General features: G+C 58.5%; 25 protein-coding genes and 2 pseudogenes. 10 read left to right on the plus strand and 17 right to left on the minus strand.

Annotated features, from left to right (window positions below; genetic code table 11):
- The 3 genes from KVH01_RS23245 to KVH01_RS23255 all read right to left on the minus strand — a co-directional run.
- On the minus strand, nt 1-1,437 hold a 1,437-nt coding region (locus KVH01_RS23245; protein ID WP_225924336.1), incomplete at its 3' end, for a DUF6531 domain-containing protein.
- A 135-nt stretch (nt 1,438-1,572) separates the two neighbouring features.
- On the minus strand, nt 1,573-1,953 hold the full coding sequence (locus KVH01_RS23250; protein ID WP_217883069.1) for a MerR family transcriptional regulator: 381 nt from the start codon (nt 1,951-1,953) through the stop codon (nt 1,573-1,575).
- Entirely contained in the window at nt 1,892-2,536 is a 645-nt protein-coding gene (locus tag KVH01_RS23255; protein WP_217883070.1) for an NAD(P)H-dependent oxidoreductase, read from the minus strand. The genes KVH01_RS23250 and KVH01_RS23255 overlap by 62 nt, the downstream gene beginning before the upstream one ends.
- Before the next feature lie 107 nt (nt 2,537-2,643).
- On the opposite strand from KVH01_RS23255, the pseudogene KVH01_RS23260 reads away from it, so the two are divergent.
- A pseudogene (locus KVH01_RS23260) lies at nt 2,644-3,044 on the plus strand (DUF1016 N-terminal domain-containing protein); the annotation flags it as partial.
- Between the two features lie 44 nt (nt 3,045-3,088).
- Here the strand turns inward: KVH01_RS23260 and ycaC are convergent.
- Nucleotides 3,089-3,721 carry an isochorismate family cysteine hydrolase YcaC gene (gene ycaC / locus KVH01_RS23265; protein ID WP_034117703.1) on the minus strand — a complete coding sequence of 211 codons (633 nt, stop codon included), beginning with the start codon at nt 3,719-3,721 and terminating at the stop codon, nt 3,089-3,091.
- A 368-nt stretch (nt 3,722-4,089) separates the two neighbouring features.
- Between ycaC and KVH01_RS23270 the strand changes: the two genes are divergently transcribed.
- From KVH01_RS23270 to KVH01_RS23305, 8 genes are all read left to right on the plus strand, one after another.
- Nucleotides 4,090-4,671, plus strand: a complete 582-nt coding sequence (locus tag KVH01_RS23270) for a YjfI family protein (RefSeq protein WP_043048040.1) — start codon at nt 4,090-4,092, stop codon at nt 4,669-4,671.
- A gap of 17 nt (nt 4,672-4,688) precedes the next feature.
- Nucleotides 4,689-5,387, plus strand: a complete 699-nt coding sequence (locus KVH01_RS23275) for a PspA/IM30 family protein (RefSeq protein WP_043048039.1) — start codon at nt 4,689-4,691, stop codon at nt 5,385-5,387.
- Nucleotides 5,388-5,442: 55 nt separating this feature from the next.
- Nucleotides 5,443-6,003: a rhomboid family intramembrane serine protease gene (locus KVH01_RS23280; protein WP_217883071.1), complete on the plus strand. Its 561-nt coding sequence runs from the start codon at nt 5,443-5,445 to the stop codon at nt 6,001-6,003.
- 72 nt (nt 6,004-6,075) lie between these two features.
- Complete coding sequence (locus KVH01_RS23285; RefSeq protein ID WP_217883072.1) at nt 6,076-7,110, plus strand: ion channel; 1,035 nt, start codon at nt 6,076-6,078, stop codon at nt 7,108-7,110.
- Nucleotides 7,097-7,771 (plus strand): DUF2491 family protein, encoded by a 675-nt coding sequence (locus tag KVH01_RS23290; RefSeq protein ID WP_217883073.1) that lies wholly within the window; start codon nt 7,097-7,099, stop codon nt 7,769-7,771. The genes KVH01_RS23285 and KVH01_RS23290 overlap by 14 nt, the downstream gene beginning before the upstream one ends.
- A 16-nt stretch (nt 7,772-7,787) precedes the next feature.
- Nucleotides 7,788-8,216, plus strand: a complete 429-nt coding sequence (locus KVH01_RS23295; protein WP_043048033.1) for a DUF350 domain-containing protein — start codon at nt 7,788-7,790, stop codon at nt 8,214-8,216.
- Between the two features lie 18 nt (nt 8,217-8,234).
- The gene (locus KVH01_RS23300; RefSeq protein ID WP_217883074.1) at nt 8,235-8,948 is read left to right on the plus strand and encodes a DUF1190 domain-containing protein; all 714 of its coding nucleotides are present in this window, start codon (nt 8,235-8,237) and stop codon (nt 8,946-8,948) included.
- 11 nt (nt 8,949-8,959) lie between these two features.
- A complete protein-coding gene (locus KVH01_RS23305; RefSeq protein ID WP_217883075.1) occupies nt 8,960-10,117 on the plus strand; it encodes a glutathionylspermidine synthase family protein in 1,158 nt (385 codons plus the stop codon).
- Between the two features lie 88 nt (nt 10,118-10,205).
- Here the strand turns inward: KVH01_RS23305 and darG are convergent, their stop codons facing one another.
- Both darG and darT read right to left on the minus strand, forming a co-directional pair.
- Nucleotides 10,206-11,294 (minus strand): type II toxin-antitoxin system antitoxin DNA ADP-ribosyl glycohydrolase DarG, encoded by a 1,089-nt coding sequence (gene darG / locus KVH01_RS23310; RefSeq protein ID WP_217883076.1) that lies wholly within the window; start codon nt 11,292-11,294, stop codon nt 10,206-10,208.
- Nucleotides 11,291-11,839 (minus strand): annotated as a pseudogene (darT, locus tag KVH01_RS23315) (type II toxin-antitoxin system toxin DNA ADP-ribosyl transferase DarT); the annotation flags it as partial. The pseudogene darT and the gene darG, both read right to left, overlap by 4 nt.
- Before the next feature lie 328 nt (nt 11,840-12,167).
- On the opposite strand from darT, the gene KVH01_RS23320 reads away from it, so the two are divergent.
- Nucleotides 12,168-12,404: a DUF6124 family protein gene (locus KVH01_RS23320; RefSeq protein ID WP_217883077.1), complete on the plus strand. Its 237-nt coding sequence runs from the start codon at nt 12,168-12,170 to the stop codon at nt 12,402-12,404.
- A gap of 45 nt (nt 12,405-12,449) precedes the next feature.
- Here KVH01_RS23320 and KVH01_RS23325 read toward each other — a convergent pair whose 3' ends face one another.
- The 11 genes from KVH01_RS23325 to exaC all read right to left on the minus strand — a co-directional run bounded on the left by KVH01_RS23325 (nt 12,450) and on the right by exaC (nt 24,498).
- Nucleotides 12,450-14,324, minus strand: coding sequence for a DNA/RNA helicase domain-containing protein (locus KVH01_RS23325; protein WP_217883078.1), 1,875 nt, complete (start codon nt 14,322-14,324; stop codon nt 12,450-12,452).
- 24 nt (nt 14,325-14,348) lie between these two features.
- Nucleotides 14,349-14,732, minus strand: coding sequence for a nucleotide pyrophosphohydrolase (locus KVH01_RS23330; protein ID WP_217883079.1), 384 nt, complete (start codon nt 14,730-14,732; stop codon nt 14,349-14,351).
- A 387-nt stretch (nt 14,733-15,119) separates the two neighbouring features.
- Nucleotides 15,120-15,890, minus strand: a complete 771-nt coding sequence (locus KVH01_RS23335; RefSeq protein ID WP_217883080.1) for a LexA family transcriptional regulator — start codon at nt 15,888-15,890, stop codon at nt 15,120-15,122.
- Nucleotides 15,891-16,103: 213 nt separating this feature from the next.
- On the minus strand, nt 16,104-16,631 hold the full coding sequence (ppa, locus tag KVH01_RS23340) for an inorganic diphosphatase (RefSeq protein ID WP_005791810.1): 528 nt from the start codon (nt 16,629-16,631) through the stop codon (nt 16,104-16,106).
- A gap of 108 nt (nt 16,632-16,739) precedes the next feature.
- Entirely contained in the window at nt 16,740-17,555 is an 816-nt protein-coding gene (locus KVH01_RS23345) for a M90 family metallopeptidase (RefSeq protein WP_217883081.1), read from the minus strand.
- A 6-nt stretch (nt 17,556-17,561) separates the two neighbouring features.
- On the minus strand, nt 17,562-18,218 hold the full coding sequence (locus KVH01_RS23350) for a DedA family protein (RefSeq protein WP_003194521.1): 657 nt from the start codon (nt 18,216-18,218) through the stop codon (nt 17,562-17,564).
- A gap of 304 nt (nt 18,219-18,522) precedes the next feature.
- Nucleotides 18,523-18,981 carry a GNAT family N-acetyltransferase gene (locus KVH01_RS23355; RefSeq protein ID WP_217883082.1) on the minus strand — a complete coding sequence of 153 codons (459 nt, stop codon included), beginning with the start codon at nt 18,979-18,981 and terminating at the stop codon, nt 18,523-18,525.
- 90 nt (nt 18,982-19,071) lie between these two features.
- Nucleotides 19,072-19,908 carry an ethanolamine ammonia-lyase subunit EutC gene (gene eutC / locus KVH01_RS23360; protein ID WP_217883083.1) on the minus strand — a complete coding sequence of 279 codons (837 nt, stop codon included), beginning with the start codon at nt 19,906-19,908 and terminating at the stop codon, nt 19,072-19,074.
- Complete coding sequence (locus KVH01_RS23365) at nt 19,905-21,299, minus strand: ethanolamine ammonia-lyase subunit EutB (protein ID WP_217883084.1); 1,395 nt, start codon at nt 21,297-21,299, stop codon at nt 19,905-19,907. Before KVH01_RS23365 ends, eutC begins: the two co-directional genes overlap by 4 nt.
- 64 nt (nt 21,300-21,363) lie before the next feature.
- Entirely contained in the window at nt 21,364-22,797 is a 1,434-nt protein-coding gene (gene eat, locus KVH01_RS23370) for an ethanolamine permease (RefSeq protein WP_046069706.1), read from the minus strand.
- 180 nt (nt 22,798-22,977) lie between these two features.
- Nucleotides 22,978-24,498, minus strand: coding sequence for an acetaldehyde dehydrogenase ExaC (gene exaC, locus KVH01_RS23375; RefSeq protein ID WP_043048012.1), 1,521 nt, complete (start codon nt 24,496-24,498; stop codon nt 22,978-22,980).
- Between the last annotated feature and the right edge of the window lie 153 nt (nt 24,499-24,651).

Below are 24,651 nucleotides of genomic sequence, written 5' to 3' on the forward strand. Positions count from 1 at the left end.
CGGTCGAGCCGCAGTGGGCAAGGGCAGGGCGGTCGAGCGGTTTTCATGATCGGTCCACACCACCGAATCGCCCGACACAGCAAGCCTGTGCGCCAGCCCATGACTCCAGCCAAACCCCAGCCCACAATCCACTTCCACCGCACTGGTGCGATAAAGCCGCGTCCACTCAAACGGCAACATCCCGTCCAGCGTGCCATCGGTGAGGGTCAGCAATTCCTCCCCGTTGACCATCGACACCGGGCAGCCGTTAGTAACCGTCTTGTCCGCAGGTGCCGCCGCATCGCCCTTGGGATTGGAAGCCACGACAGGCACATCATCCACACGCTCTTTCTGCGTCAGCACCGCGTTCTGCCGCGCCCGCCAGCGCATCTGCATCGTGCCTTGCTTCAGCCTGCCGACCACTCCGCGAACCGCCACCGCTTTGTAACGGTCCACCGCCTGCATGAACTTCGTGAGAATCGCCAGCACGCCCTCCACGAAGCCCACTGCCGCCGCAAGAATCTGCTTGCCGTACTTGACCAGGCGCATGCTCAAATACGCCACGCCCGCCGCTGGCAACGCGATGGTCAACACTGCGCCAACCACCAGATCAATCAGCAGCGACACCATAAAACCGGCGGCCGCCTGCGCAATTTCACGGGGCGGTAACGTGTCCAGCCAGATCATGGCGGTGCGCAGTAGCAGGTACAGCACCGCTTCATCACTGGCGAGCAGCATCGCCTGCTCCATGACCTTGGGCGTATCGGTGGCGATCTGCGCCAATTTGGCCGCCTCGCTGCCCAGTTGCTCGACGTACTTCAACGGGTCTTCAAGCATCGCCTGCACCAGCTTGATGCTGTCCCACGCGTCATGGATCGCCGCCCAACTGCCTGCCAGCACGCCGCTGCCAATCGCGCTGGCAGTAGAGCGTTCCCAGTGGGGTTTGAAGCCTTTCCACTGCGACCGAAGCCACTGTTCCAAGTCCGCCGTCAGCCCGGCATAGGAGGTAAACAAGTCGTCCACTTGCTGCGCTGAAACGCCACCCTGAACCCGCACCTGATAGCGTTTGCCGGCGGCGCAGTAGTGCGAACCCTTGCCGTGCTCATCGAGCATCACCCGCGTGGAACTGCCGTCATCCAGTCCGATCACCTCGACCGGGATCGCACCAATCGGCACGTCATACGCTGATTCGAATTTGCTCTCGATCTTCAGCACGCCACCCACCGGGCAGCGGGCCACGGTGGAAAAATCCGCGTCGCTAAGGCTTACCGAACGCTGGGAATCCCCAACCCGCAACACCCGGTCCATGCCCAGCAACGACGGCATATCCGCTGCATGACTGACCGAATCCAGCGCACGCGAATACCAGGCACCTATCTGCTGGCGGTACTCCACCAGGCTCTGATGGAAACCATCCAGCTCATGTTCGATAGCGGCAATGTGGGCAGCGTGGGTCATCCATGACGTCTCGACAGAAGGCAAGGCGTCGGAGTCTGCCGTAGCGAAAAGCGGCTGGATGAACGGTCTGGAAAATCAGATAGCCCTTACAAGTGGCTCGCAAAAGTCTGCGTCAACTCATGCGCAAAAGCTGCGTCAAGTGGCGACGCTGCTGATTGACAAGCAGTGCCCTTGGGCTTCTTTCAGTTGGGTTTCAAACGCGATCAAGCCTGCCTGCATCCGTTGCAACACGGCGATTTGCGCGGCCAGAGCGTGCTTCTTGTGGGCGATGGCTTGGTTTGCTCGCTCCCAGGGAAGGGCGTTACCGTCGTACCCCAGCAAAATCTCCTGCAATTCCTTGAGTTTGAACCCCAGCTGCTGGGCGCATTTGATAAAGGTCAATCGCTCCACGCTCTGCGCCGTATAAACGCGATAACCGCCCTGGCGTTGAGGCTCGGGCATCAATCCAATCGCCTCATAGTGACGAATCGCCTTGATGGTGGTGCCGGCCAACTGCGCGGCTTTGCCGATGTACATGAAAACTCCCTTTCTCAAATAATGCGCCGGCCTGTTTCAGCCACCTGGCCCGCTGCGCCAGCGTAGCGCCCAGCACCGGCCCGAACAGCAGGGTCTTGCTTGGCGTGATGCCGCACAGCGCCAGCGTGGTGCGACGCATCTGGTGGATGGCCGGCATGCGGTAGACCCAGCGGTAATACCACGCCGGCGTGTCCAGGGTCACTAGCAAGTGCGCGGTTCTGCCCTTTAGCAGCTTGTCAGGGAATGCCTTGCCTGCGCGGTATTTGAAGGCGAAGCCGGGTAGGAAAACTCGGTCAATGAAGCCTTTCATCAGTGCCGGGATACCACCCCACCAAACAGGGAAAACCCATGTGAGGTGCTCGGCCCAAAGAACGTCGGCTTGGGCGCTGAGCAGGTCGGGCTCCAGCGCTTGGACCTGGGTATAACCGTGGTGAAGGATGGGGTCGAACCTGAGGTCACCCAGGCGTAGGACGCGTACGTCGTGGCCTGCCGTTTTCGCGGAGTGGATATAAGTCTGGGCGAGCGCTGAACAAAAACTATCGGTGGACGGGTGGCCGAGAATGACCAGGATGCGCTGACTCATGCTGAAGGCTCCTGAAATGAGCATTCAGGGTAGGGTGTGCCGTATAGGGGAGAGTCAAGGACCACGGCGAATGCTGCTCTCGTTTTTCGACTCAATGGCCAATGCACGCGGTCAATCGTGAATCGGTGCTGCTCTACTTGCAGATCAGCCGCGATATTTTGACCCGTCAGGCCGATCAAGGCTGGGGTAGCAAAGTGAGCGACCGTCTTGCGCAAGATCTGCGGGCGGCCTTTCCTGACATCAAGGTTTTTCGCCGCATAATCTCAAGTACATACGCCCTTTTGCCGAGGCGTGGCCGGATTCTGAATTTGTGCAACAGGTGCTTGCACAATTGCCTTGGTGTCATCAAATCACGCTGTTGGACAAACTTCCTGGGCTCGAAACGCGACGTTGGTATGCCATTCAAACTATCAAACATAATTGTTCACGCAACATCCTGGTTCTGCGCATTGAAAACCGCCTGCCCAAGGCGCAATTGGATCTGGCCCGCGATTCGGCTCAAACGCCGCAAGCCTGCTTTTCAGGGCAGGCTTATCGTCACACTCGGCTGGCTTACTTCTGCTGTGCAGTCAACGCCGCATAGCCATTCATCAAGTTGCGATAGTTAGGAATGCGCTGGGACAACAGATTCCCCAGGCCTTCAATGTCGTTGCGCCAGTCGCGGTGCAGCTCACAGGCCACCGAGAACCAGTTCATCAACTGTGCACCGGCTTGGGTCATCCGGCTCCACGCCGCCTGTTGCACCGTGGTATTGAACGTGCCCGATGCATCCGTCACCACAAACACTTCAAAGCCTTCCGCCAGCGCCGACAAGGTCGGGAACGCCACGCACACATCGGTTACCACACCGGCAATGATGATCTGCTTGCGACCGGTGGCCTTGATCGCCTTGACGAAGTCTTCATTGTCCCAGGCGTTGATCTGGCCAGGGCGGGCGATGTACGGCGCGTCCGGGAACATCTCCTTCAACTCCGGCACCAGCGGGCCATTGGGGCCTTGCTCGAAGCTGGTGGTGAGGATGGTCGGCAGGTTGAAGAACTTGGCCAGGTCCGCCAGGGCCAGCACGTTGTTCTTGAACTCGTTGGGGGAGAAGTCCTGCACCAGGGAGATCAGGCCGGTCTGGTGGTCGACCAGCAGTACGATGGCGTCGTCTTTGTTCAAGCGGTTGTAGGTTGCAGTGCTCATGGTTGAATCCTTTTTTGTTTAGGTTGGTTGGGCGTTGCGTTCAACATGGGCACAGATTAATGGGTGGGCGACGGGGGATAAATCGGCTGGAATAGGTAATACCGTCAACTCAGAAGAGACAATTCCTGGGCGCTCACAAGATATGGTCTTGCCTATGGGCGGAAAATCTTCGGAAAAATCTCACGCGTGAGCTATTGAGTGCAACGAACATTGCCTGTAGATTTTCTCACGCGTGAGTTTTTCACAGCGAGGTCAGTACGATGAAAAGCAGCTCTCCATCGAGCCCTGCTGCAGGGCCCGATACCGATTCAGCCAGCCTTCAGGGAGAGCGCTTGAAACAGTCTGCGAAAAAGCCATCGAGCTTTTACATGAAGCAGATGCGAGCGGGCCTGGCGGCCGCCGGCTATGTGAAACACGAGGCTTGGGTGCTTCCCGAAAACCGAAGCTTGCTCAAGCAGATGGAGAAACAGCTTCGCCAACCGATTCTGGCTGGCTCATTCATGTCGGAGAATTTCATGAGCGCAGGTACCAACTGGAACATCGATCGCCTCTTCAGTGCGCTGCAGGCCCTGGATGAAGTGACGTCCAAAGACATTACGCTTTCCCTCGTCCAAGGCTCCGAGTCCAGCATCAAGCTGGAAATGAACGACTTCGGCGGCCTGCCGATTTACATCGCAGTGGTGGGCGAGCAGATCATCGTGGACACCGTGCTGGTCGACGTCGAGTCCATCAATGATGTCGCCAAGTTCAATGATGCGGTGCTGCGCAGCCGGGAGATGTTCCCGTTGTCTTCCATCGGCATCGAGTCCATGCCCAACGGGCAGGTGGTCTACAACATGTTCGGTGCACTCAGCTCCGACTCCAGCCTGACCAACATCGTGACCGAGGTGAAAACCCTGGTCGACAACGTGCAGCGCGCCAGCGAAGCCTTCGAACGTTTCTTCAACTAATTATTCGGGAAAACCTAATGACTCAGTCCATCTGGAGCAAATTGTTCACCGCGCTGCGTGGCGGTGCCAATGAAGTTGGCGAATCGATCGTCGACCAACAGGCCCTGCGCATCCTTGACCAGGAAATCCGCGATGCTGACAGCGCCCTGGCCAATGCCAAGCGTGAGCTGGTCAGCATCATGGCCAAGCACAAACTGGCCGCTGATCGTGTCGGCGAGTACGACGCCAAGATCAAAGACCTGGAGACCAAGGCGATGGCCGCGATCCAGGCTAATCGTGAAGACCTGGCCCTGGAAGTCGCCGAAGCCATTTCGACCCTGACCAACGAGCGGGACGTCGAGCAAAAGCAGACCGCCGAGTTCGGTGGCTACGCCGAGAGCATGCGCAAGGACATCACCAAGGCCGAGAGCCGAATCAAAAGCCTGCGCCAGCAAGTGGACATGGCCAAGGCTCGCGACAGCGTGCAGAAGGCCCAGGTCAGCGCATCCATTGCCAGCGGCGGCGCCAACGGCAAGCTGGAAACCGCCGTCGGTACGCTGAATCGCTTGCAGGCCAAACAGCAGCAGCGCGCCGCGGAACTGCAAGCCCAGGATGAACTGGCTGAGGCATCGACGGGCACTGACCTGGAACGCAAACTGCGCGACGCCGGCATCACGCCGAACGAAGGCAGCGCCAATGCGATTCTTGAGCGTCTGAAGCAAAAGTCGGCTGAATAAGCGACACCGCTGAAAGGAGGGCATTTGCGCCCTTCTTTTTTATGCCGAGGTGAGGATGGATACCTTCAAGGGTTTCAAGACAATCGCAGGCCTGGCCCTCTTGATGGTCGCGCTGCAACTGCTCAATGTAGCGACTGGTTACAGTCTCATGGCCTTCGGGCTGGTCCCGCGAACGCTGCACGGCCTGCTCGGCATCCTCACCTCACCGTTTCTGCACGCGTCCTTTGCCCACCTGAGCGCAAACCTGATTGCCTTTCTGGTCCTGGGCACCCTGGTCATTCTCGACGGGCTCCACCGCTTCATTGCTGTCAGCGCAATCGTGATTGTGCTGGGTGGCGCGTTGGTCTGGCTGTTCGGTTTTGCAGGCATTCACGTTGGCGCCAGCGGTTGGGTATTCGGGCTATGGGCTTACCTACTGGCGCGCGCCTGGTTCCACAGAAGTTGGAGCAACCTGATAACTGCCGGTGTGGTGGCGGTATTGTATGGCGGCCTGATTCTTGGCTTCCTGCCCCGCCAGGGTGTTTCCTTCGAAGGCCATCTCTTCGGCGCGTTCGCCGGGTTTATTGCCGCCAAGGTACTTCTCTCTGCACCGCGCAGCAGGTTTAATGCCGGGTGAGCGCACTTAAGCATCCAAATGCCGAGGCGAGCGCCTCGTCAGGAACCCAGTACCCACGGAACCAGGGATGAAATGTCGATCTTTCTTTTATTGCGCCGGTACGCTTCGTCCCTCTTTCACCGCTTCGGCTGGGCAGGCCTGGTCGTTGCCTTGGGCGTACACCTGGGCGTGGCTTATCTGGGCCTGGTGTTCCTGGGCGAGCAACACCTCACCGCCCCCGCGACATTTGTTTACTTCTATCTGACCACCACACTGACCGTCGGCTATGGCGATCTCGCACCGCAGACCGCGGTGGGGCGGATATTCGTGGCAACCTGGGTCATGCTCGGCGGTATTGCGCTGCTCACGGCCGCCATCGGCAAAACCACCAGCAGTGTCATCGATGCATGGAGAAAAGGCATGAAAGGCAAAGGCGATTTCACCGGCAAGGTCGGCCATACCGTGCTGATCGGCTGGGAGGGCGCGTCCAGCGAACGGGTTATCGAGTTGTTGCTGCAAGACGAAACCTCCAACGACAACCTGATCGTGATTTGCGACTGCATCCTCGAAGAAAACCCGATGCCGGGCAAAGCGGCGTTCATCCGCGGTGAAAGCCTGTCCTCCACCGCGTTGCTGCTGCGTGCCGGCGTTCCCGGTGCCGAACGTGTGCTGGTGCGAACCCCATCTGACGACCTCACCCTGGCCACCGTGCTGGCGGTCAATCAATTGAGCCCCCTCGGGCATGTGGTCGCCCACTTCAACGAAAGTGAAATCGCCGCACTCGCCAGCTCCTACGCACCCCGCCTGGAATGCACCTCAAGCATGGCGATTGAAATGCTGGTGCGTGCCTCCCAGGACCCAGGCTCGTCCGTGGTTATCAATGAGCTGCTGTGTGTGGGGCAGGGTGCCACCCAATACCTGATGAAGTTGCCCGAGGCCTTTGAGGCCACGTTCGGCGAGCTGTACACCCGGCTGAAAGAACAGCACAACGCCACCCTTATCGGCTATCGCGCCAAAGGTGCCCAGCAACCCGCGATCAACCCGCCGAGCGCCACCCGCGTCGAGGGCGGTGAACTCTTCTATATCGCCTCCACCCGGCTCAAGGAAATCTCCCATGGGATGGTTTAAACAACTGATGGGGCTCGAAGCTCCGAACGCCACTGCTGACTCTAAAGCGCCGGCCAACCAGGCGCTGCCGGTCACCGGGCCATTGGGCCTGGCACCGGGCAAAGGCCTGATGTTCGACACGAGCCTGAAACTGTTGCTCGATGAGAAAACCTCGGTGGTAATACCCGGTTCCCAGGAAATCTGGGCCAACGGCACCGTTGACCTCGGGCAGTCGACATGGCTGTCGCGCTATTACATGAACGACGAAGACTATTGGCTGCAGGTGCACACCACGGGTGACATCGCCGGGCAGGTCGAGTCGGTGATCCTGTTCAACTACCTCAGTAACGTCACCGTCAGCAGTGAAGCTGAACTGCGCCGGCTGGCGGGCCCGCAAAGCCTGATCGGGCTGCCGACCTACACCCATGACGGCGTCGAGTTCTTCCGTGAGTGGGGCAGCGAGGATGGCCAGACCGAATTGGTGGCGATGAGCGAGCAAATCGTCAGCCCGGAGGCGGCCTACAGCATCGAGCACCGTTCGATGCTATACGCACGCGACACCGGCCTGACCGACCGCCGCGAGTTTTTGCTGTTTTCCGTCGAAGAAGACGCCGAAGGCACCATCAGCCTGAGCACGTCGCTGGGCATTTCGCTGTACACAACCGATCTGACTGCGCTCTAAAAAAAGGAAGCATCCCATGCTAGAAGCTCTCTCCATTTCCCTGAACAAAGCTGCCGTGTTCGGCTTTGTCCTCTACATCCTGGGGGCTGCGGTACTGTTCGCGCTGTTCCAGTTCATCTACACCCGTATCACCCCGCACAAGGAGTTCGAGCTGATCCGGGCGGGCAACACATCCGCAGCGGTTGCCCTGGGCGGTGCCATCGTCGGTTTCGCCATCCCGGCCAGCAACGTGATTGCCTATTCCGTCAGCCTCGTCGATTTCGTGGTCTGGGCAGTGATTGCAGCCGTCGTCCAACTGTTGGCATTTTTGCTGACCAGCCTGGTGCTCAAAGGCACGTCTGAGCGCATCAAGAACGGCGAGCTCGCGGCCGGTATTTACGTAGCCGCCGTGGCCATCAGCGTCGGCATGTTGAATGCCGCGTGCATGACGCCCACCTCGAACTGATTGCGCACGGAGCTCTCGATGAAACGAAGCAAGTACGTCCAGCTGTCGCTGGCAGCGTCGGTCGCCATGGCGATATCCGGCTGCGGGCCAACGGAAAAAACCTACGATTTGCAGAAGAAGTACAACTTCCAATCGGTGCAGCAATGCGCCGATGAAAAACTCCCGGTAGACGTCTGCTCGGACGCCTACATGACCGCCATGGCCGAGCATCGCCGCATTGCGCCGGTGTACGACAGCCAGGCCGATTGCGATGCCGACTTTGTCGCCGACTGGTGCCAGCAAGACTCCACCGGCAAGTTCATCCCAAGGCTCGGCGGCTTTGAACTGACCGCCGAAGGCCAGGTGACCCAATCCCAGGTCGACGCCGCCAATGCCCAAGCGACCAACGCCCAAGCCAGCGGCGGTGGCTCAGGTTTCTCCACCACCAGCCTGCTCACCGGCCTGCTGATCGGCAACATGCTGAGCAACAACCGCAACAGCTACCGTTCCGAGCCGGTGTACCGCTACCGCGATGATCGCGGCAACTACGGCAACTCCACGCTCAACCAGCGCGTCTCCAATGGGGCCACCTTCGGCCGCTCCAACCAGGCCCGGTACGGCAGCAGCAATTACACCAACACGCTGCGCTCCTCCACCAAGTCGAGCTCCGTGTCCTCGGCCACCTCCCGTGGCGGCTTCGGCAGCAAGGCCAGCGCCCGCAGCGGCTGGGGCGGCGGCGGGTCGAGCAGTTAAGGAAGGCAGGCATGAAGAAGATCCACTGCGCAGAGCGTCATGATTGGAAACAGACCGCCGACAGCCTCGGTTTTCTGTTCCACACCATCGACGGCGAACCCTACTGGGACGAGCGCGCGTATTACCAGTTCACGCTCCAGCAAATCGAGCGCGACCTCGAAGACCCCACCACCGAGATCCATGACATGTGCATGGACCTCGTGGCCCGCGTGGTCCACAGCGAAGAACTGCTCGAACGCCTGAGCATCCCCGCGCCTTTCTACGACATGATCCGCACCTCATGGCTCGAAGGCCACCCGCACCTGTACGGGCGCATGGACTTCTCCTACAACGGCACCGGCCCCGCCAAGTTGCTGGAGCTCAACTACGACACCCCCACCAGCCTCTACGAGGCCGCGGCGTTTCAGTGGGGCTGGCTGGAACAATGCATCGAACGCGGCCTGCTGCCCAAGCACGCCGACCAGTTCAATAGCATCGACACCAAACTGCACCAGGCCTTTGCCCAACTGCAGGTCAACCAGCCGTTCTACTTCGCCTCGATGAAAGACTCGATCGAAGACAAAGGCACCACCGACTACCTTCGCCTCGTCGCGGAAAAAGTCGGCATCGAATCACGCCACATCGACATCGAAGACATCGGCCTGACCAACGAAGGCCGCTTCGTCGACCTACAAGATCGCTGGATCCCCCACCTGTTCAAACTGCACGCCTGGGAGTTCATCTTCCACGAACCCTTCGGCACCGCCATTGCCGAGAGCGACACGCAGTTTTTCGAGCCTGCGTGGAAGTCCATCCTCTCCAACAAAGGCATCCTGCCGCTGTTATGGGAGTTCAACAAAGGCCACCCGAATTTGCTCGCGTCACACCTGGATACTGACCCAGGTAAAGCCGTGCCGAAGGGCTGGGTACGCAAACCGTTCTTCTCGCGGGAAGGGGCCAACATCGAACTGCAAACGGCTGATGGGCTGATCGTGAAAGAGGACGGGCCCTACACGGATGCGCCGTTTATTCTTCAGGAGTTTGCGCCGTTGCCACGGTTTGGCGACAGCTACACGTTGATTGGGTCTTGGGTGATTGGAGACCAGGCGGCGGGGATTGGGGTGCGGGAGGACAATAGTTTGATTACCAAGGATTCGAGCCGGTTTTTGCCGCATTTGATATTGGATTGAAAAAGCCTGCTGGGCTTCTCAGTCAGGACTGGCCGGGCGCGCCTCAACAAATTGGCTTAAATGCCCGCGTCAGCGGGCATTCCGACCCTCAACAGATAGCCATCTGAGCATTGGAGGGGGTGTGCGTAAGCCGTTTAAGTGCAATCTCAAGCGCTTGGTCGTCGAACAGCTTGTTCTTACGAGCACCAGCACCGGCTCCGCCTTCCCACTGTTTCAATGCCTCGCGCACAGCAGGGACGCTAGGGGAAACATTTTTCTGGCTCAGCAACCAATCGACTGTCGCCAACAACTCCATACCAAACGGCGACTCAAATCCGTCGATCAATTCGGCGGTGCACTCCAAGGCTTGTGAGTACTCTTTGGCCTCTGTGTTGAGGTAGGTTTGGAGAAAGGCTTTACGGTCTTGGTCAAACCAGATGACATCGCTGATTTCCGCATCGCTGATGCGCTTATCGCAATGCAGATAACTACCATCCAGATTGTTAAGCAGGTGCTCCAACCGATTGGCATACGGCCCGTACTTATGAGCAACGAACTTAAGGTCCAGCGGGTTCTTGAGGTCTGGCCGCTTTTCAATAGCACGCTCCAGGAACCAGGCCAGCTTCTGAATCTCCAGCAGGCTGCATTCCATACCTAACACCCAGTACCGCCGCACTAGTTCCGCAATAAGTGCGCGAGCAGGTGTGAGCTTCTCAACGCCGCTGCGTTTGGCGACATTCAGGTACTGATTGGACGGCTCGAATACCAGCACATCGACATCCAGATCACTTAACACCTCAACGATCTGCTCGCGAACCTCCGGCCATTTCAGCCCCCCGTTACCTGCACCTAACGGCGGAACAGCCACGGACTTCACATGATTTTCAATCAGAAAGCGCCGTAGATCATGCAGACCTTCGGTTATCCACGCCATCTGCGAAGGTGACCGCCAGTGGCGCTTAGTCGGAAAGTTAACGATCCAACGAGGACCTTCCAGTTCGTTGACTGCGGTTACGTGAACCTTGCCTGTTTCTACCTCGCCAGCCTTACAGGCTGCCGCGTACAAACGATAGTTTTCTGCAAAGCGCTCTTTGAACATCAGCGCGATGCCTTTGCCCATCACGCCTACGGTATTCACCGTGTTGACGAGGGCTTCGGTATTGGCTTCCAGAAGGTTGCCTTGGGTGAATCTGATCATTGGAAATACCATCCCGGACGCGCATGCACAGACAACGTAAGGCCTCGGGCGGCGGCGTCCTGTTCTATGCGTTTTTTCGTTGCATCGGTGTAACACATGATGCCAAGGAGTCCTGTAATCGGTAGGTGGTGATGAATCAGCGCCTCAGCCTGATAACGCTCCATTTTGCGAGGGTCATCGGGGTCACGTTTGAAATCACGCCGTTGAAGGATAGACCAATCGATCTCGTGGAGATTCGCCACATCGCTGTAATAGTCTGTCCAATCCGGGTACGCATGTGCGTTTGTAAAGACGAACGGTAGACCAAGCTCGGCGACGCGGTGCAAGCTAGAGACGAGAATTACGATTTCGTCATTTTTGCGCTGCTGAACGCTCCACCCAGAGTGAATATTTTTCATCATCACAGAGAAGGGGGTGAAATAGAAGGGTACGTAGTCTGACAAAAAGCCCGCGGGAGCGATGGGGACAATGCGCGTGCGGCGTTTGTCGATTAAATCAACATTGCCTATGTCCACATAGTGTGGAGCCTGCACCTCGGAGCTGGCGCGAATTCGTTGTGCCAGCAGGTTAGATCCCTTTCATTTGCGGGACATTTCCTAGAGAATTCCAGCCGCTTGCGCCAGCGAAACTCTGTGACTAAGCTGCGGATCGTCACTGCTAATTCAGTGATCGGGTTTAGTCGCCCAGCTTCGATTGGCGCATAAGCAACTCATGAGTCAGGCACCCCTTCGCCTGCATCTTATGGTGGCTGTGCGCAGGGCACCTTCGGGTGCGCCGGGTTACCAATCGACCGGTCGACTAACCTGCGTACAGCTGCCGCCTTTCGTTTAGTCGCGTAGATGGCAGCTTCAAATCATCGATTGGAGTTTTGCTATGGATAACGTTGTTTCGGATTCGCCGTCATCGGGTGCGACTAACCCATTTACTGTTAATGAAGAGCTGAGCTTTGAGGATGCTTGGGTGCGGGTGTCTGAGTTGCTGCAATGTGCGGTGGCAACGTCGCAAGTGCTAGGGGAGCCACTGGCTGCTCCGCAAAGAGCGGTGATGCATTTGGTGGAGATGGCGAAGATGGTGGCGGACCGGGCTGTGGACTGTTTGCAGTCCAAGTAATGTGAGGGTGCTTGTCTCAACATTATTGAGGCAAGCACCAGCAGGTCATTTAGCGTTCGCGTGATCGTCAAGCCGGCTCGCAAAGTACTGCGCGGTTTCTGGGTCGGTGCAGTAGAGGTAGCAACCCTTCATTCCCCTGGTCATCAGCGTTCGATAGGTGTTCTTGATGATCAAGTCCGTTTCCTGCTTTGCCAGATCGGGTTGCTCCTTCATCATTTTCTTCCAGCCGCGAATGGACTTGTCGTTTTTATCTCGCTCAAGGGCAGAGGTAAGAACGCGCCCATTCCGCACGATGAGATCGGGCCCGATGATGACGCCGATATAATCGACTTCCAGGCCTTGGCATGTATGAATACACCCGACCTGATCAACTGAATTCTCCGCGATGATCCACAAACTGCCGTCCTGATCAAGGTTCCATTGGCGTTCGTAGTCGTCGCCGATGACGATGTCGGATTCTCGAGCATCTTTCTTGCTGCGCCACGGCCAGCAGTAACCGGCAACAACCCGGGCTTTGTTACCTTGGTTTGTTTGTTCGATAGCCATATGCATGGCTTGAGGGCTGTCAAAGATTTTGAACTCGTATTCGCTATTGTCGAGCAGCGGATTGGCGGTTGCGCGTATATCCAGTACGTCATCGAGCCAAGCCAGATAACCGTCAGACCCGCTGCAACGGAACTGCGAGGACAACGTATATTCCTCTACCTCCGCGCCTTTGGCTTTCGCAAAAGCACGTACGGCTTGCTTGCTGCCTATGTCATTCAACGTGACGCGCTGATCTTCGTCGATAAAGAAGATTGAACATTTGGCCGACTCGATCAGTTCCTTGATTTGGTTCTCACCCAAATTGCCGTAAAGCCCGCTTTTTTCGTTAAGACGGTGAGCTTCGTCTACGATGAGCGCATCAAAGGTGTTGGGCTCGGTATCAATGAAAGCGCCTGAGCCAGAAAAAAGATTGGAGAAGTGGCTACGCTTGACCGTTCCCACCAATTTGCTCTCATACACCTTTCGCGGCGCGGCATTTTTTGAGACGTACTTGCTCAATAATCCCTGGCTCGTAAGCTTCACGAGCAAGTTGATCGCCAGCACGGTTTTACCCGTACCAGGGCCGCCCTCGATGATAATCACCTTCGGCGCCGCTTCCGAGGCAGCGCTCGCCGCCGCCAGTGCGGATTCAAACGTCGCCTTTTGATCGTCGATCAGTATGAATTCCGGCTGGCCCTTCAGAAGTCCTTTAAGTGCATCAGCTAGTGCTTTCGACGGGCGAATTTTTCCATTGGAAAGCTCATAGAGAATTTCTTTGTTATCGCCATGAAGGATGTGGGTCTTGAGAAACGTACGCAGTTTTTCAAGCTCATCCGGCCCTTTGAGGAACAGTGGAGCTTTGCTGATATATGCCTGGTAATGCGCAGAATTTATAACCCCATCGCTGACATAGTTGTGAAGATAAGCGCAGGGTCGAACCTCGATGCTTTTGTCATAGACGGCTTCGTTAAAGCCTTCGAGCAATGCGGCGTATGACCAGACTTGGTAGGACGGATGGATAGTTTCCACTAGCCCGCCGCCTAGCGCAGTTTTGACTATCGCGTCCTTGGACGTTGCAGTTGATTTGCTCCATTGCTTCAACTCGATCAGGACAGCATTTTTACCCTGATTCGCATCCCTCCCAGTCAGCAAGAAATCAATACGCTTCGAAGACTGTGGGATATGCAACTCGATAGCCAAGCCGGCGTCATTCGGCAGCCCTTCATCTCGGAGCACCTTTGCCATGTACGTCAGCGAGCCCTGCCAGGATTTGATCTCCGACGCCCCAACTCTTTTCCCCGTGGCTTCCTTGTAGTGCCTGAGAATGACTTCTTCGATATCGTCGTTATCGTTGTCTTTTAGGAATTGCTGTTTGGTCGCAGCGTAAACGATCACGAGAAGTCCTTAGCGCGTGGGGTATCAGAGTTGGTCGTATTTTTTGCTGGTGCTTCTGGCTTTATCGACGGGGTACTTCGAAGCGTTAAGGGCAAGCTTTTCCCGGGTAGCTTCGTCGAGGTCGACGCCTAACACGCTGGCTAAACGGACCAGGTACATCAGGACATCAGCCAGTTCATCTTTCACCGCTTGGGCAGTTTCCGGACGCTTCGCTGCTGCAATCGAGTCGGTCTCGCTCATCCATTGAAAGACTTCGCAAAGCTCGCCAACCTCGCCGGTGAGGGCCAAAAGCAAATTCTTGGGCGAATGGAACTGGTGCCAGTCGCGATCATCAGCAAAACGTTGCAGGCGAATGGACAGGTTTTCGACGTTCACCAGTTGTTCGGGTGTGCTGTCTGGTTTGATCACAGGCCCGCCTCTCGATTGGTGGTTAACGGATCTGACGCATGTTGGAAAATTGAGAGAGGGATTGTAAGAGGTTTCTTTGCGGGGGGTGGGCTTTTTGCGCTTAAGGCTGGAGGCGGTGCGTAGGAAGGAAAGGTCCAATGAGCTTGAGGGGGAGTAGGCCCACAGGGGATTTATTGACAGATATTAAAAAGCCGGCTTGTGGCCGGCTTCTCGGGGACTGCCTCAGCTTGTTTTTGACAAACCTCACCAGCCTTCAAATCGCTCAGCCCACATTGCGTCGGGCTGAATAGTAGGGGCATCAGCGGGAACTCCTCCGCATCGCCAAGCAGGTCAAATAGCTAAGCCATCCCCCTGCCAAATGTGCGGCGCATTCTACCCACATTCATCTTAATTGCCCACCTCCGGTTCCGATTTAGAGCCTTCCCAGCCCAGCAGGTGTTCATCCAGTGGCACCGGTGGGCGGCGGTTGTTGAGGGTGGACCACCAGAATACCCAGCCGACGATCTTGAAGCTTTGCTCGAAGCGTTCCTCGTGGTTGAGGTATTCGTCCGGGTGTTCGGCGGCGTTGTGGCTGCGCATGCGCAGGCCGCCGCCGGGGCGGTTGTAGAGGTATTTGATGCGTAGCATGCCGTCGTGTTCGACGGCGTAGATTTCGCCGTCGATGATTTGGGTGCGGCCTCGGTCGATGGCGAGGGTGGCGCCTTGTTGGATGATGTCGATCATGCTGTTGTCGACCATGTAGGCGCCTACCGCGCGGTCGGGTTTGACGTTGAGGGTTTCGAGGGTGTGCAGCGAGATGCGGATGCGTTCGGTTGAGGTGAAGGTGGGGTGGAGGGCGATCTCCACGTCGGTTTTTTCCGGGCGGCAGGCGGGGCCTGTGAGGTATTTGCCAGTGTCTTCGCGGGTGGCTGCAATCCTTGCGGTGGGGCCTTCCAACAGGTAGTTGGCAGGCGGATGTTTGGGGCCTCGGCCGTCGCTTAGCCAGCGACTGGAGACGCACAGCAGTTCTGCGATCTCGTTGAGTCGGCCCATGGGAACTCCGCGCTTGAACCAGTTGTTCACGTGTTGAGGCGTGACGCCGCGGTTCTTGGCGAAGTCGGAGGCGGAAAGATGAACTTCCCGAAGTAGTGCTTTTAAACGATCACCTGATGTATTCATAAACGCAGAGTTTACTGGCCGGAAATACTAATCAAATAAACCATGCGTTGAATTGCATGTGTAGGATTTGGCTTAGTTGTGGCTTGTTTTTTCAGGTGTGCTGCTTAGTTAAACGCCATTAAATAAACATTGAACTTGATGTTTAATCTTGCGCATAAAAAAGCCCCGAATTAACGGGGCTTTTCTATTTGCCGTGGCAATGAGGCGCGGGTATCAGCCTTTGTAGGCGGCAACCGACTTCATGATCTCGGCGCGGGCGGCTTCTGCGTTGCCCCAACCGTCGATCTTCACCCATTTGCCTTTTTCGAGGTCTTTGTAGTTCTCGAAGAAGTGCTTGATCTGTTCCAGCAGCAGTGGCGGCAGGTCGGTGTATTCCTTCACGTCCACGTACAGCTGGGACAGCTTGTCGTGTGGCACTGCGATGACTTTGGCATCGCCGCCGCCGTCGTCGGTCATGTTCAGGATGCCGACTGGGCGTGCGCGGATGACCGAACCTGGGGTAACCGGGTAAGGGGTCACGACCAGCACGTCGAGGGGGTCGCCGTCGTCAGCCAGGGTGTTGGGGATGAAACCGTAGTTGGCCGGGTAGAACATCGGGGTGGCCATGAAACGGTCAACGAACAGGCAGTCGCTGTCTTTGTCGATTTCGTATTTGATCGGCGCGTGGTTGGCCGGAATTTCGATCGCGACGTAGATGTCGTTCGGCAGGTCTTTGCCAGCCGGAATCTTGCTGTAGCTCATTGGGCGTTGCCCCCGTAGTTGGCCATATGACATGGCCGGATTGGCCTAAAAGTGGCGGCGATTATAGGCATATTCTGACGCCGATGCCATGCGCCAAGCGTCGTACGGTCATTCGTCGTGTGGCTGGTAACGCGGGTCATGGGCTTGCAGTTGGGTCAGGCGCGCCAGGGGATCCTGGCGGTAAAAGCGGCTGAGTTGGGCGTACACCTGTGGATAACTGTCGGCCAGCAAATCCGGGGCACTGAAGAAATACTCGCTGGTGACGGCGAAGAATTCCGCCGGGTTTTCTGCGGCGTAGGGGTCTATTTCTGTCTCGGCGTCCGGGTTGGCGTCGAGTTGGCGGTTGAGGTCATCGAAGGCGCTTTGCATCACGCTGGCCCATTCCTGCACGCGCATGTCGTGGTGCAGGGGCGGCAGGCCGTTGGCGTCGCCGTTGAGCATGTCCAACTTGTGGGCCAGCTCGTGGATGACCAGGTTGTAGCCTTCCCATTGACCGCTGGCGAGCACGCCGGGCCAGGCCAGGATCACCGGGCCTTGTTGCCAGGCTTCGCCGCTGTGTTCACCGTCCCACTCGTGCTCGACGCCGCTGGCGTCGCGATGGCGTTGCGGGCTGAGGAAGTCGTCGGGGTACAGCACAATTTCATGGAAGCCCTGGTACCAGTCGAGGTCGCCCAGGTTCATCAGCGGCAATTGCGCCTGGGCGGCGAGCAGCAGGCGTTGTTCCTGGTGCAGCTCGACGCCGGGCAGGGCGCTGAGGTGTTTTTCGGCGAGGAAGATTACGCAGGCTTCGCGCAGCCATTGGTCTTGCTCGGCGCTGATGCCGTCGAGGAAGGTCAGGTGCTGGCGCACCCGCTGCCAGGTGTCATCGGCAATCGGGTGCTTGGCCAGCAGGCGCCGGCGACGCCAGGCGCTGAGGGACCACATTGCCGGTCAGTGCGGGTTGGCTTCGGAGGAGGTGCGGCCAAAGCGGCTGCGCACCACGCCAATGATCATCGGCACCAGGGACAGCAGGATGATGAACACCACCAGCAGCGAGAGGTTTTTCTTGATAAACGGCACGTTGCCGAAGAAGTAGCCCAGGGTCACCAGGCCGCCGACCCAGAGGATGGTGCCCAGTACGCTGAAACCGAAGAAGCGTGGGTAAGGCATTTTGGCCACGCCCGCGACGAACGGCGCGAAGGTGCGCAGAATCGGCAGGAAGCGCGCCAGGGTCACGGTTTTGCCGCCGTGCTTGTCGTAGAAGTCGTGGGTTTTTTGCAGGTAGTCGCGACGGAAGATCTTCGAGTTCGGGTTGCTGAACAAGCGCTCGCCGGCTGTTCGGCCTATGACGTAGTTGGTGCTGTCACCGAGGATCGCCGCCAGCATCAGCAGGCCGGCCAGCAGTACTGGGTCCATGCCGCCACCGGCCGCTACGGCACCGGCGATGAACAACAGGGAGTCACCCGGCAGGAAGGGCATGACCACCAGGCCGGTTTCGCAAAAAATAACCAGGAACAGAATGGCGTAGATCCACGGACCGTAATTGGTTACCAGCATGTCGAGGTAGACGTCGAGATGCAGGATAAGGTCGAGCGGGTTGAAATCCATGGATGGCACCTGTGTGAACGGCCCGGCTCAGCAGGCCTGTGCGGAAGCTCGGGCAATAAGGCTACAAGTAATTGCGGCAGTTCTTACGGCCCTGAAAGGTCGGCATTATACGGATTGAATGGTGAAAAGCGTGTGGCTTTTGTAGCGGGGAGTGTCGTGAAAGTGTGAAGCGGTTGGGCTTGGTTTTTTGTGGGACGGGGCTTGCTCGCGATTGCGGCGGGTCAGGGACAAATTCGTTAACTGACACTGCGCCATCGGGAGCAAGCCCCCTCCACAGGGGGTTGTGGTGTTTGGGGGATTGGGGTCAGTCCTCGTTGATCGGCAGTACGTAGTTCTTGAACTCGGTGTCTTCACGAAAGCCTATGGACTCATAGGTCTTCTGCGCCACGTCATTGTCGCTGCTGGTGGAGACCCGCAAGCGTACGGCGTGGGTTTCCTTGGCCATCTTCTTGGCGGTGCGCATCAGGTTGTCGGCCACCAGTTGTCGGCGCGCATCCTCGGCTACATAGATGTCGTTGAGGATCCACACCCGTTTGAGCGACAGCGAGGAAAAACTCGGATACAGCTGGCAGAACCCCAGCAGCCGCTTGTCATCATCATCGGCCAGGGCCAGGTAGATGATTGACTCCTTGCGTCGCAGGCGCTTTTCCAGGAAGGCCCGGGACGAGTCCGGGAACGGCAGGGCGCCATAGAACTCGCGGTATTTGACGAATAGCGGGGTCAACAGGTCCAGGTGTTCCAGGGTCGCTTGAGTAATCCGCATGCCAGGCCTCAACTTCCGAATGGGGGTATGACCACGCGAGCGGCCGTGGCTTGATGCTGCCTAATGCGACAAAAAAGCGCAATCGTGCCGCTATCGGTCATCCGGTGGGCTGAGCAGGAAATTGCCCTTCATCAGGTCCGGATCGTCGGATTCGAGGGTCTGAACCTGTGCCTCGTCCTTGAGATTGACCCCTGACAACTGCCGGCGACACGCCTCGCGCATCAGGTACAGCAGACGATGGGCCGCCATGCCATAACTCAAGCCTTCCAGCCGCACATTGGAGATGCAGTTACGATAGGCGTCGGTGAGGCCGACCTTGGGGTTGTAGGTGAAATACAGGCCCAGGCTGTCCGGCGAACTGAGCCCTGGGCGTTCGCCGATAAGGATCACTACCATTTTTGCCCCGAGCAGTTGGCCGATCTCGTCGGCCACCGCTACGCGGCCTTGTTCCACCAGAATTACCGGTGACAAGGACCAGCCTTCGGCGTGGGTCTGTTCTTCCAGGCGTGCCAGAAATGGCGCGGTATGTTTATGCACCGCCAACGCCGACAGACCATCGGCCACCACAATCGCCAAGTCCACCCCAGCGGGGTGCGTCAAGGCGTAGTCGCGCAAAGTCTGGGCCGACTCATCACTCAGGCGCCGTCCAAGGTCCGGGCGTTGCAGGTATACATGCCGATCGGGGGCGGCGCTGTGCAGCAGCAGGCTGTCGCGGCCGCGTTCGGCGAATTGGCTGCTGAGCCCGGCGTGATCGAAGGGCAGGTGCACCGCATCCCGCGCCTGGGCGTGGGCGAACTGGAAGTCCAGCTGGGCGCTGGTGGGAATGCTGGTGCCAGTGCGGCCCAATGCGATGCGCGCCGGGGTCAGGCGGCGCAGTTCCAGCCAGGGGTTATCAGGCAGTTCTGGTTGCACGGTCGGCTCCTTCATCCCAGTTGCGCCAAGGCATGGCGAAACGCCGGTGGCAGGCTGTTGCCGAAGTGCACCTTGCCGCCTTCTTGCGTGAAGATGCCCATTTTCGCCAGCCACTGTTCAAACTCCGGCGCCGGTTTTAAACCCAAGGTCTGACGGGCGTACAGAGCGTCGTGGAACGAGGTGGTCTGGTAGTTGAGCATGATGTCGTCGGAACCGGGAATGCCCATGATGAAGTTGATACCGGCCACGCCCAGCAGGGTCAGCAGGGTGTCCATGTCGTCTTGGTCGGCTTCGGCATGGTTGGTGTAGCAGATATCGCAACCCATGGGCACGCCGAGCAGCTTGCCGCAAAAGTGGTCTTCGAGGCCGGCACGGATGATCTGCTTGCCGTTGTACAGGTACTCGGGGCCGATAAAACCCACCACGGTGTTTACCAAAAATGGCTTGAAGTGCCGCGCCACGGCGTAGGCGCGGGTTTCACAGGTTTGCTGGTCGACGCCGAAATGCGCATTGGCCGACAAGGCGCTGCCCTGGCCGGTTTCGAAGTACATCAGGTTCTGCCCCAGGGTGCCGCGCTTGAGGCTCAGGCCAGCGTCGTAACCTTCCTGCAGCACGCTCAGGTTGATGCCGAAACTGGCGTTGGCCGCCTCGGTGCCGGCAATCGACTGGAACACCAGGTCCAGGGGCACGCCCCGGTTGATCGCCTCAATGGAGGTGGTGACGTGGGTCAGCACGCAAGCCTGGGTGGGAATTTCGTAGCGCTGGATGATTGCGTCAAGCATCTCCAGCATGGCGCAGATCGAGGCGATGCTGTCGGTGGCCGGGTTGATGCCGATCATCGCGTCGCCATTGCCGTAGAGCAGGCCGTCGAGAATACTCGCGGCGATGCCTGCCGGTTCATCGGTGGGGTGGTTGGGCTGCAAGCGTGTGGACAGGCGCCCGCGCAATCCCATGGTGCCGCGAAACTGGGTGACCACGCGGATCTTCTGCGCCACCAGCACCAGGTCCTGCACACGCATGATCTTGGACACGGCAGCGGCCATTTCCGGTGTCAGCCCTGGCGCCAATGCGCGCAGGGCGTGTTCATCGGCCGCATCGCTGAGCAGCCAGTCGCGCAGGCCGCCGACGGTGAGGTGGCTGACCGGCGCAAACGCCTGTTTATCGTGGGTGTCGATGATCAGTCGGGTGACTTCATCGCTTTCATAGGGAATCAGCACTTCCTGCAGGAAGTGCTTAAGCGGGATATTGGCCAGCGCCATCTGCGCCGCCACCCGTTCACCGTCGTTCTGCGCGGCGACACCGGCGAGGAAGTCCCCGGAGCGGGCGGGGCTGGCCTTGGCCATCACGTCCTTGAGGTCGTCGAAGCGGTAGGTGAGGGCACCCACCGCGTGGGAAAAGCTTGCCATACAGTGTCTCCTGAATGACGCGGGCAAAACGTAGAAAAAGCGCCCGCGTCGAGGTTTTCGGCAATCAGTGCAAGGCGGCCTCTGCGGCCTGGATCGCCGCGAATTCCTCTTCCGGCGTGCCTGCTACCAAGTGATGCCGGCTGTAGAAAGCAAAGTAAGCAATTAATACTCCATAGATGACCGCGGCGCCAATCACCACCCGTGGATCTACCAAGAAGCCCGCCACCACGGCCACGCAGGCCAGTACCAGCGCCACGCCCGAAGTAAAGATGCCGCCCGGCGTGCGGTACGGCCGGTCCATTTTGGGGCGACGGATGCGCAGGGTGATGTGCGCGGCCATCATTAGTACGTAGGAAATCGTCGCGCCAAACACCGCCACCAAAATCAGCAAGTCACCCTGGCCGGTCAGCGACAGGCCAAAACCGATAATCCCGGGGATCACCAACGCCAGCACCGGCGCCTTGCTCTTGTTGGTCTCGGACAGTTTGCGCGGCAGGTAGCCAGCGCGGGACAAGGCAAAGATCTGCCGCGAATAGGCGTAGATGATCGAGAAAAAGCTCGCGATCAAGCCAGCCAAGCCGACCAGGTTGACGAAGCTGCCCATCCAGGTCGAACCGCCGTAGGACAACGCCAGCGCTTCTACCAGCGGGTTGCCGGATTTGATCAGCGCGTAAGTGCCCGCACCGCCCGGCGCGATCACTAGAATCAGCAGGGCAAAACTGGTCAGCACCACAATGGCGCCGATCAGGCCGCGGGGCAGGTCGCGTTTGGGGTTCTTGGTTTCTTCGGCGGCCAATGGAACGCCTTCCACCGCGAGGAAAAACCAAATGGCATAAGGGATCGCCGCCCACACGCCAACATAGCCGAACGGCAGGAAGCTGCTGGCGCCCTTGGCTTCGGTCACCGGAATGTCCAGCAGGTTGGCGACGTTGAAGTGCGGCACCATCGACACCAGGAACACGCCCAGGGCAATTGCGGCGACGGCGGTGATCACGAACATCAGCTTCAAGGCTTCGCCCACACCAAAGATGTGGATGCCGATAAAGATGATGTAGAACGCCAGGTAGATCATCCAGCCGCCAATGCCGAACAGTGACTCGCAATAGGCGCCGATAAATACCGCGATGGCCGCAGGGGCGATGGCGTATTCGATGAGGATCGCGGTGCCCGTGAGAAACCCACCCCAAGGGCCAAAGGCGCTGCGGGCAAAACCGTAGCCACCGCCAGCGGTGGGGATCATGGACGACAGTTCTGCAAGCGAAAAGCACATGCACAGGTACATCGTCGCCATCAGCAAGGTGGCGAGGAACATGCCGCCCCAGCCACCCTGGGCCAGGCCGAAGTTCCAGCCGGCGTAATCGCCGGAGATCACATAGGCAACGCCAAGGCCCACCAGCAGTACCCAGCCGGCGGCGCCTTTTTTCAGTTCGCGTTGTTGGAAGTATTCGGTGCCGACTTTTTCGAAGTCGACGGAAGAGCCAGTGGGTTCGCTAGGCATGGGGAAGTACCTTTCATTCTTATTGTTTTGATCCCGACAGGTTGCCGCCGGGTAATGTAGGAGCGAGCATGCTCGCGAAAAACTTGCGAGCGCCCCGGGGGAGTCAGGCTACTCGCGTTATCGTTAACGTTCTTCGCGAGCAAGCTCGCTCCTACAGTGACGGTTGTTGCCTCTGTGGGGTTAGAAGAAGCCCAACGGATTAATGTCGTAGCTCACCAGCAGGTTCTTGGTCTGCTGGTAGTGATCCAACATCATCTTGTGGGTCTCACGGCCCACACCGGACTTCTTGTAACCGCCAAACGCGGCATGCGCCGGGTACAGGTGGTAGCAGTTGGTCCACACACGGCCGGCCTTGATCGCCCGGCCCATGCGGTAGGCGCGGTTGATGTCGCGGGTCCACAGGCCGGCACCCAGGCCGAACTCGGTGTCGTTGGCAATTGCCAGGGCTTCGGCTTCGTCCTTGAAGGTGGTGATGCTCACCACCGGGCCGAAGATTTCTTCCTGGAACACGCGCATTTCGTTGGTGCCCTTGAGCAGGGTCGGCTGGATGTAGTAGCCGGTGGCGAGGTCGCCTGTGAGCTTCTCGACCTTGCCGCCGGTCAGCAGCTGCGCGCCTTCGCCCTTGGCGATTTCCAGGTAGGACAGGATCTTGTCGAACTGCTGCTCGGACGCCTGGGCGCCGACCATGGTATCGGTGTCCAGCGGGTCGCCACGCTTGATCGACTCGACCTTCTTCATCACCACTTTCATGAAGTCGTCGTAGATCGATTCTTCCACCAGTGCGCGAGATGGGCAGGTGCACACTTCGCCCTGGTTGAAGAACGCCAGCACCAGACCTTCGGCGGCTTTTTCGATAAATGCAGGTTCCGCTTTCATGATGTCGGCGAAGAAGATGTTCGGCGACTTGCCGCCCAGCTCCACGGTCGACGGAATGATGTTCTCGGCGGCCGCATGCATGATGTGCGAGCCCACTGGCGTGGAACCGGTGAAGGCGATCTTGGCGATGCGCTTGCTGGTGGCCAGGGCTTCGCCGGCCTCTTTGCCGAAACCGTGTACCACGTTGAGTACGCCCGGCGGCAGCAGGTCGCCGATCAGTTCCATCAGCACGTTGATGCCCAGCGGCGTTTGCTCGGCGGGCTTGAGCACCACGCAGTTGCCCGCGGCCAGGGCCGGGGCGAGTTTCCATGCGGCCATCAGCAGCGGGAAGTTCCACGGGATGATCTGGCCGACCACGCCCAACGGCTCGTGGAAGTGATAAGCGGCAGTGTGTTCGTTGATCTCGGCGCTGCTGCCTTCCTGGGCGCGGATGCAGCCGGCGAAGTAGCGGAAGTGGTCGGCGGCCAGGGGGATGTCGGCGTTGAGGGTTTCGCGTACGGCCTTGCCGTTGTCCCAGGTTTCGGTGATGGCCAGCAGCTCGAGGTTCTGTTCGATGCGATCGGCGATTTTCAGCAGCACCAGCGAGCGGTCCTGGGCCGAGGTCTTGCCCCAGGCATCAGCAGCGGCGTGGGCGGCGTCCAGGGCTTTTTCGATGTCTTTGGCCGTGGAGCGCGGGAAGTCGGCGATAGGCTTGCCATTGACCGGCGAGGTGTTGGTGAAATAGTTGCCATCGACTGGCGCAACGAATTCGCCGCCGATGTAGTTACCGTACTTGGCCTTGAACGAAACGATAGCGCCTTCAGTACCGGGGTGTGCGTAACGCATGGTGGCATCTCCTGCTTTTATGTTTATTGGAGTACATCGCGACAAGCGCGTGATAAAGCGTAGAGCAAAGGTTGGGCCACTGCAGTGCTGGCCAGTTAAATCAAGGGGTTGGACGGTGGCGCCATGGGTTGCTGTCACCCTTGCGATACAAGT

It is taken from the genome of Pseudomonas khavaziana, from assembly GCF_019145205.1.
Lineage (GTDB): Bacteria > Pseudomonadota > Gammaproteobacteria > Pseudomonadales > Pseudomonadaceae > Aquipseudomonas > Aquipseudomonas khavaziana.